7 protein-coding genes and 2 pseudogenes are annotated in these 13,543 nt (G+C 51.9%); 3 read left to right on the top strand and 6 right to left on the bottom strand.

Translation table 11 applies throughout. The features are described 5' to 3' along the window. Positions 1–12: 12 nt before the first annotated feature. From ENGE1_RS22765 to ENGE1_RS29280, 5 genes and pseudogenes are all read right to left on the bottom strand, one after another. A complete protein-coding gene (locus ENGE1_RS22765) occupies positions 13–933 on the bottom strand; it encodes an ABC transporter permease (protein WP_064360771.1) in 921 nt (306 codons plus the stop codon). Continuing rightward, a complete protein-coding gene (locus ENGE1_RS22760; protein WP_004118228.1) occupies positions 933–1,781 on the bottom strand; it encodes an ABC transporter permease in 849 nt (282 codons plus the stop codon). The genes ENGE1_RS22765 and ENGE1_RS22760 overlap by 1 nt, the downstream gene beginning before the upstream one ends. Continuing rightward, positions 1,778–2,371 (bottom strand): ANTAR domain-containing response regulator, encoded by a 594-nt coding sequence (locus ENGE1_RS22755; RefSeq protein ID WP_004118229.1) that lies wholly within the window; start codon positions 2,369–2,371, stop codon positions 1,778–1,780. Before ENGE1_RS22755 ends, ENGE1_RS22760 begins: the two co-directional genes overlap by 4 nt. Then, positions 2,368–3,495, bottom strand: coding sequence for a transporter substrate-binding protein (locus ENGE1_RS22750; protein WP_064360770.1), 1,128 nt, complete (start codon positions 3,493–3,495; stop codon positions 2,368–2,370). The genes ENGE1_RS22755 and ENGE1_RS22750 overlap by 4 nt, the downstream gene beginning before the upstream one ends. A 284-nt stretch (positions 3,496–3,779) precedes the next feature. Continuing rightward, a pseudogene (locus ENGE1_RS29280) lies at positions 3,780–3,881 on the bottom strand (integrase); the annotation flags it as partial. On the opposite strand from ENGE1_RS29280, the gene ENGE1_RS28860 reads away from it, so the two are divergent. After that, positions 3,876–4,088 carry a hypothetical protein gene (locus ENGE1_RS28860; protein WP_161989521.1) on the top strand — a complete coding sequence of 71 codons (213 nt, stop codon included), beginning with the start codon at positions 3,876–3,878 and terminating at the stop codon, positions 4,086–4,088. The pseudogene ENGE1_RS29280 and the gene ENGE1_RS28860 overlap by 6 nt on opposite strands. Positions 4,089–4,293: 205 nt before the next feature. Here ENGE1_RS28860 and ENGE1_RS29275 read toward each other — a convergent pair. Then, positions 4,294–4,482, bottom strand: a pseudogene (locus tag ENGE1_RS29275) (DUF2913 family protein); the annotation flags it as partial. A gap of 465 nt (positions 4,483–4,947) precedes the next feature. Between ENGE1_RS29275 and ENGE1_RS22740 the strand changes: the two are divergent. After that, complete coding sequence (locus tag ENGE1_RS22740; RefSeq protein ID WP_064360769.1) at positions 4,948–5,943, top strand: IS110 family RNA-guided transposase; 996 nt, start codon at positions 4,948–4,950, stop codon at positions 5,941–5,943. A gap of 608 nt (positions 5,944–6,551) precedes the next feature. Then, positions 6,552–12,443 carry a DUF3320 domain-containing protein gene (locus tag ENGE1_RS22735; protein WP_064360768.1) on the top strand — a complete coding sequence of 1,964 codons (5,892 nt, stop codon included), beginning with the start codon at positions 6,552–6,554 and terminating at the stop codon, positions 12,441–12,443. The last annotated feature ends 1,100 nt before the right edge of the window (positions 12,444–13,543 follow it).

The following is a 13,543-nucleotide window of genomic DNA, read 5'->3' as shown; positions in this document are numbered from 1 at the left end:
CATCTTCCCCTGCTACTTTTTGACATCAATGCGCGGATCGACCCACGGCAGCACCAGATCCGCAATAAGGTTGCCGCCAACAATGGCAACCGCTGACACGGTGGTTACCCCGACAATCACCGGGATATCCACCTGTTGAATCGCCTGCCAGGCCAGCTGACCGATACCCGGCCAGCCAAAGACCGATTCGACTACCACCAGTCCGCCCATAAAAATGCCGATATCAATGCCTATCATCGGAATTAGCGGCAGCACGGCATTCGGCAGCACGTGACGCAGCAGTACGCGGGTTCGGCCCAGCCCTTTGGCCCGCGCGGTACGGATAAAATCCTGATGCAGCACCTCAATCATCGACGAGCGCAACATGCGTGAATACCAGCCGCTGCCGAGCAGGCCGAGGGTTAGCGCCGGTAGCGCCAGATGGCTGAAGCCGCCATAGCCTCCCATCGGGAACCAGTTGAGTACCACGGCGAAAAGATAGAGAAAAAGCATCGCGGCGATGAACTGCGGCGCCGAAACACCGATAAAGGAGAGCGCCATCAGAAGCCGGTCCGCCAGCCCGCCGCGATTTAACGCCGCCAGGGTGCCGAGGGCGATCCCCAGTACCAACTCGCAGAGAATACCCGCCGCCATCAGCTGCAGTGACGGCCCGATACGGGCGGAAACCAGTTCACTCACTTCGCTGCGCTGAATAAACGAGCGTCCCAGATCGCCGTGCAGCAGCCCCTGCAGATAACGCCAATATTGCTGATAAAACGGCAGATCCAACCCCAACTGATGGCGGATGTTTTCGACTACTTCCGGCGTGGCACTGCGCCCGGCGATTTGGCGCGCTGGATCGGCGGGCAACATAAACAGCAGCAAATAGCAGATCAACGTAACGCCAAGCAGGATCAGCCCGGCATGCAACAGACGTTTTCCCAGAAATAGCATTAGTTTCGTCCTTTTAAGCCGGGATCGAGGGCGTCGCGCAGGGCGTCACCAGCGATATTGAAAGAGAGCGACAGCAGCACAATCGCCGCGCCGGGAAAGAACACCAGCCAGGGAGCCGAAGTAAAATAGCTCTGGCTTTCAAAGATGATGTTGCCCCAACTCGGCGTTGGCGGCTGTACCCCCACCCCGAGGAACGATAGAGTAGCTTCCAGCAGGACTGTGGTGGAGATGCCTAGTGTGGCCCAGACCAGCACCGTTGGCGCCAGATGTGGAATTAAATGCACGCCGAGAATACGCAACGTTCCGGCCCCCAGGGTGCGTTCCACGGCGATAAAGTCGCGGGCGCTAAGCGCGCTAGTTTCGGCGTAGATAACCCTGGCGATCTGCACCCAGTTCACCATGGCGATCACCAGGGACACGATCCAGACACTTGGCTGGAAAATCGCCGCCAGGGCAATCGCCAGCAGCAGTGCGGGAAACGCCATCATCAGATCGGTAAAGCGCATCAGCAGCCCTCCGATACGCCCCTGCAGATAACCTGCGCTAAGCCCTACCAGGACGCCGATCAGTACTGCAGTGCCGTTGGCGACAACACCGATGAGTAACGAAGTACGAGCTCCGTAAATTAAACGCGAGAAGAGATCGCGTCCCAGCAGATCGGTTCCCAGCCAGTAAGTGCTGTTGGGAGAAAGCGGTGCGCCTTCCAGGCTCAGTCCCTCGACAAACTGTTCATCGGGATCGAAGGGGGTGAGCCAGGGGGCAAACAGCGCGCTCATCACCACCAGGAGAATAAACAGCAGCGAGAGCAGCAGGGCTGGCCGGCGCAGAAAATATCCGACTCTATTCATTGTGCTCCCCGCTTGCCGGACGACATTCGTAGCAGCCACTTCTGCGCCACCTGTGCCACCGACTGGTTCGTACACATTGATTCCGAGCGCAGGCGAACCCATGCCTGTTGTTCATCAATACTTTCCGCTTGCATCTGGGCCGCCAGAGCTTGGGTAATCTGCGGCATTGCTGCCAGACGCTGGCGCAGTAGCATCTGTTGCTGTTGAATGTCATGCAACTGCTGACGCAGCCCCACTGCCATCATCAGGGTGGTATAGATGGCTCGCTGTGTAATAGGCTTGGTAAGGAGCGCTGTTGCCCCTAACTCCAGCGCGCGCTGTACCTGGTAAAGTCCCTCATGTGAGGTCAGCGCGATCACCGGTATTCCCGCCAGATTGATCTGGCTCAGGGTTAGCGGGCTGGCGAATGCCTCCAGTTCCACCAGTACTGCACAGGGGGTGAGAGGAGGTAAAGCCTCATCTCCGGTCAGGTGGTGCCAGCGGATACCCATCCGCGTCAGGTTTTTTTCCAGCGCTTCGCGACTCCTTGCTTCACAGTCTACCAGCAGGAGCGGCTGAGCATCTAAATCCGGGGACAGCAGCGTTTTCATTTAACAATCCTCAGAGCAGGTCTGGCTGCAACCGTTCGGCTTTCACGTAACTCGGTCGCGGAGAGATAGGGATCGGGCATAACCGGCAGCGGTTCGCGATGCAGTATCTGAAAGCAAGTTTGTTGCAACTCAGCGATGTAGCAGGGCAAACAGGCGTGGTTGTTTCGAGCCATTACTGAGCGAGCGCCCGGAGAATCAACGTCGTGCTGACGATGCAGTGCCGCCAGCACCGCACCCGGCTCGCTGTTTCTGGCCTCGCGCAGGCTATTGGCAAACAGCCTTACTGCCCGCCAGCCGCCGATATAGTAGTGGGAGATGCGCTGTGCGCCATGTTGCAGGTGCTGCCGCGCGCAAAAATCGAGATCGACGCTCTCAAAAAACGGTCCGCAGGAAAGCAAACGTACCGCCCTTAGTGGCGCGACTTCGGCGACTTCGGCTTCGGTAAAATTACAGCTGAGCACCGCTAACGTCCGCCGATCGCGAAGACAGGCCTCGTCCAGTGCGCGCAGAAACGCATAAGAGGTTTCGCCTACCAGGTTATTGAGCACAAAATCTACCTCTGTGCTGAGAATCGCCTCAATCAACTCGGTCACGTTGCTGTTTCTCAGGTGCAGATATTTTTCGCCCACCACCGTACCGCCGGAACCTTCCACTACCTCACGGGCGATACGATTGCTTTCCCAGCCCCAGACGTAGTTAGAGCCGATCAGCCAGGAGCGATTTCCGAACATATCCAGCGCCAGCCGCAGGAGTGGCAGCAGAGTCTGGTTCGGACAACCGCCCAGATATACGACCTGCTCGCAGCTCTCGAACCCCTCGTAAGGACAGCCATACCACAGCAGCAGGTTATGCTGCTCCAGGTCCGGGATAATCTCCTTCCGACTGGCAGAGGTAATGGTTCCGAAGATATGGCGGATGCCGTGAGCGATAAAGGTGCTCACCGCTTCACTGTAGGCTGCGAGTTCACCCGCAGGGTTGATATGTCGGGCCCGCAGCTGAAAAGGATAAGCAGGATCGGCATTGATTTCCTCTAAGGCATGGCGCGCACCAAGCAGTGTGCTGTTCGCCAGGTGGCTGTAGGTACCTTCTGTGGAAAGCAAAATTCCAATATCAATAGTTTGCACGTATGTTTGCTCTCTGCATTAATAAAAAAGCCTGATTGTCCTTATTAGGACAATCAGGCTTCATTACCTGTCGATATTTAATGGATTCAAGGCTTAAGGGTTGCCCCTGCTTGCATATACCCGACATGAAAAATTCATGCCATTTTTAAAGCACAGTTAAATCAATGGATTATTTATTTTTGGAGACACTTTTGCACCAATGGGATGCGGCTTGCTCAGTTATGGTGCAATTTTCTGATGCAGTCTGGTCTCTTCAACATGAGGTGGAGTAATGCACACCTGTTTTAGTTCCACGCACTTTTTGAGAGTTCCGGTTTTTCAGCCATCAGCAGGTGATCCTCCGGCGTCAGGTTATTCAGGGATTCATGGGGACGCTCTGGATGGAAGATCCTCGTGACGAAGCCGAATTTGCCCCCGGCCACGTGCTTTTTTTCGAGCGTAATGTTGTCCATGCATTACCAACCCTTCTTGAAGAACCCGTAATATTTCTGTCATTGGCCAGCCCTCGTCGTGATCCTGAAGATATTACCTTTGTTGACCCGAAAGATGGCACTGCCAGAACCTTTATGGCCAGAAATAATGAGTCAGCATAATTTATTTCCTAGTCCATTTATATGAAAACACTGGCGGAAGAGGGCTATGCACCGAGGTAAAGGGAGGCAATCCGTCGTCAGACGGTGTACTGTACACCGAAGAACAAAACCAGGCCCGTCAGCGCGAAGGGGCTGGTTTTGTTCAAGCGAGAATACCGCGCAATGTATTAATCAGTGCAGGCTCACGTTCAATGAGACACAGCAGTTTCAGAAGCCACTCGATGTCGGGGGTAATATCACACGAAAAGCGACGTTGCTTCAGCGCCGTCGCCAGCCACCTGGTGAGAAAGAGATTTTACTGTACTGGCGACACTATATCGCCGTTCTTCCTACCTAATGCCAGCGCAACCAGCTCGCACCACGCCAGATGGGCCGATTTTTCCTTCAGATTCACTACGAACGTTTTCCCTTATTTTTCGAGAACCTGAATGTATCTTAACCGGAAGCAGAAAGGATTCGGAACCGTTCACCCTGAATTGAATACACAGCCTGGACTGACGAGCAAGTTCTCTGAATGCCGCTTTGCGGCATGGAGGCGCCAGCAGCAGTTGAGTACAACTCTGATAGTGAGTGGCGCCGTTGCCCGGCGCAGCCGGCTACTGTGTTGACAGGTTCTGCCTCACCGACCCCCTCCCTTGTATCTAACAGTTTGTGGTGATTAGCTACCACCACTGAAGCAGAGTGAGCCGCCCCCTTCCCTTAAGGTCAGAAAAGTCGGCACCGCTGAACCTTGATTTGCAGCACATGGCCCTCCGCTTCACCTTTCACGCCAGCACATCAGGTTGAACGGTTACCGGGAGCTCGACTCCGTATGTGCAAGGCTAACAGGCGTGACGGTTTATGTGAGAGGAGTTTGACCATGTTTCCAGTCGGCATTGACGTAAGTAAAAACACCCTGGATCTTTGCATGCTTTATGACGGTATCAAAGGACGCATAAAAACCCGTAACATCCAGAATAACAGACATTCAGTTGAAAATATTCTTCGCTGGCTCAGGCTTCAACATTGCAGTCCGGAAGATGTTCATGTGGTAATGGAAGCTACCGGTGTTTATCACAAACAGCTGGCCACTGAATTACATGATGCCGGTTTCCGGGTTTCTCTGGCCAACCCTCACCGTAGTCGGGAGTTTGCGCGTGGCATGGGAATCATGACAAAAACGGATAAGGTGGATGCGTATATGCTGGCCTGTTACGCATTCCTTAAGAAGCCACACCGCTGGGAGCCGCCGGCACCCGAAATCAGATATCTCGGTGCACTCCTGCGACGGCGGGATGTTCTGCTGGGTGATGCCCTGCGTGAGGAGAACAGACTGGAAAAATACCTGTCGACAGACACACCTGCAGATATTATCAGTTCCTGCAGGCGTATGGCGCAGCTTCTGCGCGAGGAGATAAGTAATATCGAGCGGCAGATAAAAGCACATATCAAAGCCAGCCCTGCACTGAGGCGTGATTATACACTGCTGACCTCAATTAAATCGGTTGGTCCCCAGCTGGGGATGCATATGCTGATCGTGCTTCGCAGCCATAACTTTGTATCGGCTGAGCAGGCTGCCGCCTTTCTGGGCGTGGTGCCGATCGAGAAACGCTCAGGCACATCGGTCCGGCGCCGGCCGCGGATGTCGAAAATCGGCCCCCCTCAGTTGAGAGCGAAGCTTTACATGTCCGCCCTGTGCGGAAAAATCTACAATAAGCGAATGCGTAATATTTACGATGAGATGTGCCTGCGGGGTAAACCTAAAATGGTGGCCATTGGCGCGCTGATGCGGAAACTGGTGCACTGGTGTTATGGCGTCCTGAAGACCGGAACCGTTTTTAATGACGAAGACCTGAAACCGGTACTGTCAACCTGACTATACCAGGCTGGCATTAAACACAAGGTAACGCTCACTGCAATAAGTGAGCGCAGTCCGTTATGAGCGAATAGCGGAAGTTCACAGTTTGACAAAGGTATGATTAAAATAGTGCCTTGTTCAACAACAGGGAACAGGTCAAGAGATATATTCAATTGTTATCCAGGAATTTTTCAAAATATTATATCGAACATCATCTTTTCTTGTTTTTTTTTGTTGTTCATCGTTACAAGTGAATCGAGGGCTGAAAGAAAAAAATATATTTATCAATAACATAAATCTTTCTGAAATTGCTATCCCACCTCAGATTACTGGGCTGACCTAATCTATAGATCCAGTTCGCGTTATACTTTAATGTTAGCAAAATACTAAGATGATTCTTAGGGACGACCTCTTGACGGTAGAGGAAGCGTGCATTGATTTTTACAATCACTACCTTTCGCCCCCAACCTAATCCGCGAATGATGCTTTCTGTACTTGCGCGCCTGTTCTGATACTCGCCGCCAGAGCAATCAAATTGCTGATGCTTTCTGCCTGTTCAATGCGTCTCCTGTCGTCAGCACTACTGTGCATATTTGAGTGATTTCCTCTTAAGGAGAACTAGTTTCATGGGTATAAAAGCGCAGGTGAGTATCGCGCACAAGCTGGGGTTCACATCACACCAGAATGCAGTTCCGCTGTTACGTGAGCTCATCTTGCATAATGAGTCCGAAGAGACATTTCAGGATCTGACGCTGCATCTGCGGACCGCGCCAGCCGTGCTCGAAGATAAAAAATGGAATATCGACCGCCTGCTTCCCGGTACTTCACTGGATATCAGGGATCGGGATGTCAAACTTAATGCCAAATGGCTCGCCGAACTGACCGAAAGCGTACTCTGCGAAGTCACCATAAGTTTGTGCCAGGGTGAGGAAGAAATCTTCATTACTCATTATTCGCTTGAGGCACTTGCGAAAAATGAATGGGGCGGCAGCGCAATGATTGAATTGCTCCCTTCATTTATCATTCCTAATGATCCGGCGGTAGATCGTGTACTCAAGGCAGCCTCTGATGTCCTTCGCCGTGCAGGCAAGAATGACGCTCTTGATGGTTATGAAAGCAAGTCGAGAACTCGTGTCTGGGAAATTACCTCAGCTCTCTGGACTGCTGTCTGCAACCTCAATATCAGTTATGCCCTTCCCCCAGCCAGCTTTGAACGGAATGGCCAGAAAATTCGCACACCAGGCATCATTCTGGAAGGAAAAGTCGCGACCTGTCTGGATACAACCTTATTATTTGCTTCAGCACTGGAACAGATTGGTTTGAATTCACTGCTAATGCTCAGTGAAGGTCATGCGTTTGCTGGCGTCTGGTTACAACCACAGGAATTTTCGCAGCTAGTGACAGAAGACGTCTCTGCGGTGCGCAAACGTGTCGACCTAAAAGAAATGGTCGTATTTGAGACAACTCTCGCGACCAGAGCCCACCCGCCTTCATTTACTCAGGCATCTGATGAAGCGTTAAAGTATCTTAACGAGGATGTTTTTCACGCAGCCATTGATTCGCGTCGCGCGCGGATGCAGAAAATTCGGCCACTGGCTCTGGGTGTCACTCGCCTTGAAGGACAGCCTGATGCTGAGGAGGTTATTTCTCATGGGTTTGAGGACGCACCCTCTCTCCCTGATGTTGACATTGATATTGAAACAGCTGGCGAAAAAGAAGCTGGGGGCCGGCTTGTACAATGGCAACGAAAACTTCTGGACTTAACCACCCGTAACCGCCTGTTACACCTGCCTGAAAGCGCTAAAGGCATTCGTTTGATCTGTGCGAATCCGGGCCATCTTGAAGATAAGCTAGCTGAAGGCAAACGCATTCGCATTGTCCCGCTCCCTGATCTAGAGAGTGGAGGCCGCGATGCCGAACTTTATCAGCAGCTCACAAACGAGAACCTGCGGGAAGAATACGCCCAGATTGCGCTGGAACGCGGTGAAGTCGTCTCCGCAATGGAAAAATACCGCCTCGAGTCATCACTAATCGACCTCTATCGAAAATCGAAAAGTGATTTGGAGGAAGGTGGTGCCAACACTCTTTTCCTCGCTGTGGGCTTCCTTAAATGGAAAAAATCCGCTGATGATCCCAAAAGTTACTCAGCTCCACTGATACTACTGCCGATTCAGCTTGACCGTAAAAGTGTACTTTCGGGCGTGTCCATGCGTTTGCTGGAAGAAGAGCCCCGCTTCAACCTTACTCTGCTTGAACTGCTACATAATGACTTTGCTCTGACAATTAACGGCCTCGATGGCGATCTGCCCACCGATGAAAGTGGTGTTGATGTGGATGGCATCTGGAATATGGTACGGCGTGCTGTGCGCGACATACCCGGTTTCGAAGTCACCCGTGATGTCGTGATTGGCACATTCTCTTTTGCCAAATATCTGATGTGGAAAGATCTAATCGATCGGGCACCTCAGTTGATGCAAAGTGCGCTGGTAAAGTATCTCATCGAACGCGGCCAGGACAATGCCGTTCTGGATAAGAGCGGAGAAGTCATCAACGTTGAGGAACTCGATGACAACGTCAATACGCAGGATCTTTTCCTACCGCTGCCTGCAGATTCCTCGCAAATCGCCGCCGTTGTAGCCTCTGCAAAAGGGAGGGATTTTGTTCTGGATGGCCCCCCCGGTACCGGTAAGTCGCAAACCATAGCCAATATGATCGCGCATAATCTTGCGCTGGGAAGGCGCGTACTTTTTGTTGCTGAGAAGAAAGCGGCACTGGATGTGGTCTATCGCAGGCTTGAGGCTCAGGGACTCGGTGAATTTTGTCTGGAACTGCACTCGAGCAAAACGTCCAAGATGGATTTTCTGAAACAGCTAGAGCGGGCATGGGATGCGCGTGATCTACTGACTACCTCGGAGTGGAAGGAAGAAGCGGCCAAGGTGCAGCACCTGCGAGACAAACTCAATGAGGTTGTCCGTTTGCTCCATCTGCGCTGGCCAAATGGCTTAACGCTCCATCAGGCAATGGGCACGGTTATCAGGGATGCAAGTAGCGCCACGCCGCACTTTAGCTGGCCTGCATCGACTTTGCATTCTTCTTCAGAGATGACTCAGTTCAGAGAGATAGTAAAACGTCTGGAGCTGAACCGTGATACCTGGAAACAGCACGGCGATCATTTTGACCTCATCACGCAGGCTGACTGGACCAATGGGTGGCAGTCTTCTCTCATTGCTGCAGCAAATTCATTGCCTGCAATCATCGATCACCTTGAAAACGCCACCGAGGAATTACTGAAGGCGACGGGAGTTACTCTGGACTCTACTGAGCCCGAGAGGCTGTCGCAACTAACTTCATTCTGTGAATTATTGACGGAAGCTTACGGCATTGATCTGAATTTCATGTTCGCACCGGATGCCACAAGCCGTATAGAGTCAGCGAATAAAGCCGTTCACCTCCTGAAAGAGATTGAAGTGACAAAGGCTAATCTGTCAGTTACCTACCCTGGTAACAGCTGGCAGTACGTTAATGCTCCGCAGATCAGAAACGCACTTGAAGTCGCTGACAAAAAATTCTGGTTCTTTGCGACCAGTGCCCGCAAGAAAGTCATTGGTGAAGTTATCCGACAATACTCGCTAACGTCAGCTCCCGACTTATCCGTTGATCTCCCCATTGCTGAAACTCTGCAGACATTGCTGCAACGTCTGACCGAGCTTAACTCTGTCACTTTATCCCTGCCGGGATGGGCTGGGCTGGATACCAACGTTGCACAGTTGCAGACCACCCTGGAACTTGCAGAATCTATCCGCAATTCGCTTGGTGGTTTTGCTTCTTCGCCACAGCAGTTGGTCGAGATCCGCACTGCTGTAAAAAATCTGATTATTGATGCCAATGACCTTCTCGGTTCGCAGGGTGTTATCTCCGCCCTGACTCGGAAACTGCGCACAGCAATCGCCAATTTCAATGATGCACAGGTTAGCTTCTGCAATCTGATAAAACCAGCTGAGGACAAACCATCGCTCCCGGCACTGCGTGACTGCGCACTCAATATCCTGCAACATCAGTCTGCTCTTAAAGCCTGGAGTGACTGGAGCCGTGTACGTGAGGAAGCGATTTCACATGGCCTGCAGCCAGTGATCAACGCGCTGATCCATCTTAACTCAGGAGAAATAAGCGCTGCAGAGATTTTTGAAACTGCCTATTGCCGCTGGTTTGCATCGTGGATGATCGATTCAGAGCCGCTGCTGCACAATTTTGTGCCGGCTGAGCACATGAGTGATATTGAGGCTTACCGTGCTCAAACCGATCGTCTGGCCAAACTGACAGTACGCTATATCCGTGCTCGTTTATGTGGCGTCATTCCTGCAAAAAATGAGGTCAGCAAGCAGAGTGGTTTTGCACTGCTTAAACATGAACTACAGAAATCCCGTCGTCATAAACCGGTACGCCAGATGGCAGCCGAAATGGGCGATGCCATGGCCAAACTTGCCCCCTGCATGCTGATGAGTCCGCTTTCAGTCGCCCAGTTCCTGCCCTCCGACCAAGCCTTGTTTGATCTGGTGATTTTCGATGAGGCATCACAGATTGCCCCGTGGGATGCTATCGGCACCATGGCGCGTGGCAAACAGGTGGTAATCGCCGGTGATCCCCGCCAGATGCCGCCAACCAGCTTCTTTAATCGTGCAGCTAATGACACGGACGATGATACTGAAGAAGATATGGAAAGCATTCTGGATGAGTGTCTTGCTGCCGGCCTGTATAACCACAGCCTGAGCTGGCATTACCGGAGCCGTCATGAAAGCCTGATTACCTTCTCCAACCATCGCTACTATGACAGCAACCTGATTACGTTCCCCGCTTCCGAAACAAAGCAAAGTGCTGTCCAGTGGTGCAAGGTTACAGGCGTCTACTCTAAAGGGAAAGGACGTCATAATCAGGTCGAGGCAGAAGCGATCGTCGCTGAAACGGTGAAGCGACTGACTGATAAAGAGTTCGTTGCATCAGGCAGATCGATAGGCATTATCACGCTGAATACTGAACAGCAAAAGCTAGTCAGCGATCTGCTGGACCGTGCCAGACAGCATCACCCTGAAATTGAACCCTTCTTCCAGTCTGAACTGGAAGAACCTGTTGTGGTTAAAAACCTCGAAACGGTTCAGGGGGATGAACGCGATTTGATCATAATTAGCATCGGGTACGGCCCGACTGAGCCGGGCGCAAATACAATGTCGATGAATTTTGGCCCGCTTAATCGCGAGGGAGGCTGGCGCCGGCTGAATGTTGCCGTCACACGTGCGCGACAGGAAATGATGGTCTTCAGCTCGTTCGATCCTTCCTTCATCGACCTTAATCGGACCAGCGCCCGCGCGGTTGCTGACCTCAAACACTTTATTGAGTTTGCCCAGCGCGGCCCTGAAGCTCTTTCTCAGGCAGTACGTGGGTCTGTAGGCGGTTATGACTCACCGTTTGAAGAGGCAGTAGCAAATGGTCTGAGGAGAAAAGGCTGGCATGTTGTCCCGCAAATTGGCGTATCCCGTTTCCGTATTGATTTGGGGATCGTTCATCCGGATAAGCCTGGCGACTATCTTGTCGGTGTTGAATGTGACGGTGCCACTTACCATAGCGCAGCAACAGCACGCGATCGCGATAAAGTCCGCAGCGCTATCCTACAGGGCCTGGGCTGGAAATTACTGCGCCTCTGGTCAACTGAATGGTGGATTGATAAAGAAGGTGCACTCGACAGGCTGGATACAGCAATAAATCGCCTGCTGGAGGAATCCAGAGCAGCGGAAGCCGCACTGATTTCTGAAGCAGAAAAACAAAAGCAGATTACGCCAGTCATCGGTCACGTAACCAATGATGCCAGTGAAGACATACTGGTATCTGAAATTACACCTGTCGCTAATGATGAAGAAATATCCACGTCAGTAAACCCTATCATCACGCCTCCCGCCGAAGTAAGCGAAGATGATGGTGGCACTGAGTTGAAGTATGCATCTACAGCTTCTCAGAATAACAACAAGCCAGCGCATGCCGGTAAGTATGTCGTTAACGATCTTCAGGAATGGCACGACAGGACAGATGCAGAACAATTCTATATCGCTGAATATGATGAGACACTTAAAACCCTCATTGAAGCGGTGGTAACAAGTGAATCACCCGTTCTGGATACAACGCTTGTGCAACGCATCGCACGTATACACGGCTTCACTCGCGCTGGCAGACTGATACGTGAACGCGTAATGGAAATTGTGGATCAACACTATCACCTTGCAGCCGATCACTCAGGTGAAAACTTCGTCTGGCTGTCCGCTGAGCAACGTGCTGACTGGAATGCGTTTCGTTTGCCTGCCACGGATAACGACATTCGCCAGGTTGACGCGATCCCTAGTGAGGAATTACGCGCACTGGCGCTGAGTATTAAAGGTGACAATAAGATACAGGAAATGACCCGCTCGCTTGGAATTAAGCGCCTGACCAGTCAGGCAAAAAAAAGGATTGAATCGATACTTGATGTTGTTTGAAGGTCAACCGTGTGGAAAACCACTTTTAGAGACTAATAGTCTGAAATATAGAGTCTTAATCGACCATTTTGAGACCGGATGTATTAAAGTCGATTTCTGACACCTCTTATCGTGGTTTTCCACATCACCAACATCGACCAGTTGGGCGTAATTAAGGAGTACTAACCTGCTCCCCGTATTTTCACACAGACTGCTGTTAGTTACTTCCGCTTTTGGCACAAAGCAGACGTTAAGACTTACAGCATCGGGAAACTTCTGGATGCCGCGTCAGCGGCATGGAGGCGCCAGATGAGGTTACATGTGTCTGTGGAGTCAAATGGCGCCGAAAGCCCGGCGTAGCCGGTTACCTGGCTATAAACTCTGCCACCCTACCCCCTGCCCTGATTAGCCTTAACCCGCTTACAGCAATGAAGAAGTAAAAGTAATCCCTTTTAACCCCGGTGAGCGGGCTTTACGGCGTTTACGACGTAAAGGGCGTGATTTCCGGGGCCTTAGCGGCGGCAGCTTGCTGCTGACGCTTAGGGGGATGTTCTTCAGTTATTTCAGCGACACCAGGGAACTTAACACGGTAGCTGGCAAAGCCATATCCGCTTAAAACATCACAGAAGCCTCTGTACGCGGTCGGAGTGGACAGCCGCTGTCGGGGCGTATCTCCGCGTTAGCGGGCCGCAGGACCGCTTACGAGCGTGTACCAGACAACTGACCGCAGCTCCACTCACAGCTATGAAGAAGAGTAGTTACAACACCCATCATTAAAAGCGATGGTGTTCCCCGGCCTTCGGCCGGGGGCGGCGGCGCTTTTCAGTGGTGGGGAGGGGCTCCCGGCCGGCAAACCGGCGCCGGTTTTATGATGAACTTTATTATGAATGCTGTAACTAACTTAATTCTCCGGCAGGGGCCCGTCGCGGAGCGATGGGAGCTATCTCTGATACTGCCGAACCGGCGCGACCGTCAGGTCGCTGCAAGGGCGGACATTCTCCGGAGCCTGTCCACAGTGCGGGCGATGAACAGGTTATGGGTTTACAGGATTTATTAAAGGATCTTTAAAAGAGGTACAGAGCTGGTGTTTAAAAGGGCTTTGTTGAATAAATAAGATTTCG

This window comes from Pluralibacter gergoviae ATCC 33028 = NBRC 105706, from assembly GCF_001598855.1.
In the GTDB taxonomy this organism is placed as follows: domain Bacteria; phylum Pseudomonadota; class Gammaproteobacteria; order Enterobacterales; family Enterobacteriaceae; genus Pluralibacter; species Pluralibacter gergoviae.
Note: the sequence above shows the minus strand (reverse complement) of the source record. Positions and strands in the feature narration are given on the sequence as shown.

Bases quoted from the DNA above. Each gene is read 5' to 3' on its own strand.
- ENGE1_RS22755 (WP_004118229.1), bottom strand. From the start codon at position 2,371: ATGAAAACGCTGCTGTCCCCGGATTTAGATGCTCAGCCGCTCCTGCTG.
- ENGE1_RS22740 (WP_064360769.1), top strand. From the start codon at position 4,948: ATGTTTCCAGTCGGCATTGACGTAAGTAAAAACACCCTGGATCTTTGC.
- ENGE1_RS22735 (WP_064360768.1), top strand. From the start codon at position 6,552: ATGGGTATAAAAGCGCAGGTGAGTATCGCGCACAAGCTGGGGTTCACA.
- ENGE1_RS28860 (WP_161989521.1), top strand. From the start codon at position 3,876: ATGGAAGATCCTCGTGACGAAGCCGAATTTGCCCCCGGCCACGTGCTT.
- ENGE1_RS22760 (WP_004118228.1), bottom strand. From the start codon at position 1,781: ATGAATAGAGTCGGATATTTTCTGCGCCGGCCAGCCCTGCTGCTCTCG.
- ENGE1_RS22765 (WP_064360771.1), bottom strand. From the start codon at position 933: ATGCTATTTCTGGGAAAACGTCTGTTGCATGCCGGGCTGATCCTGCTT.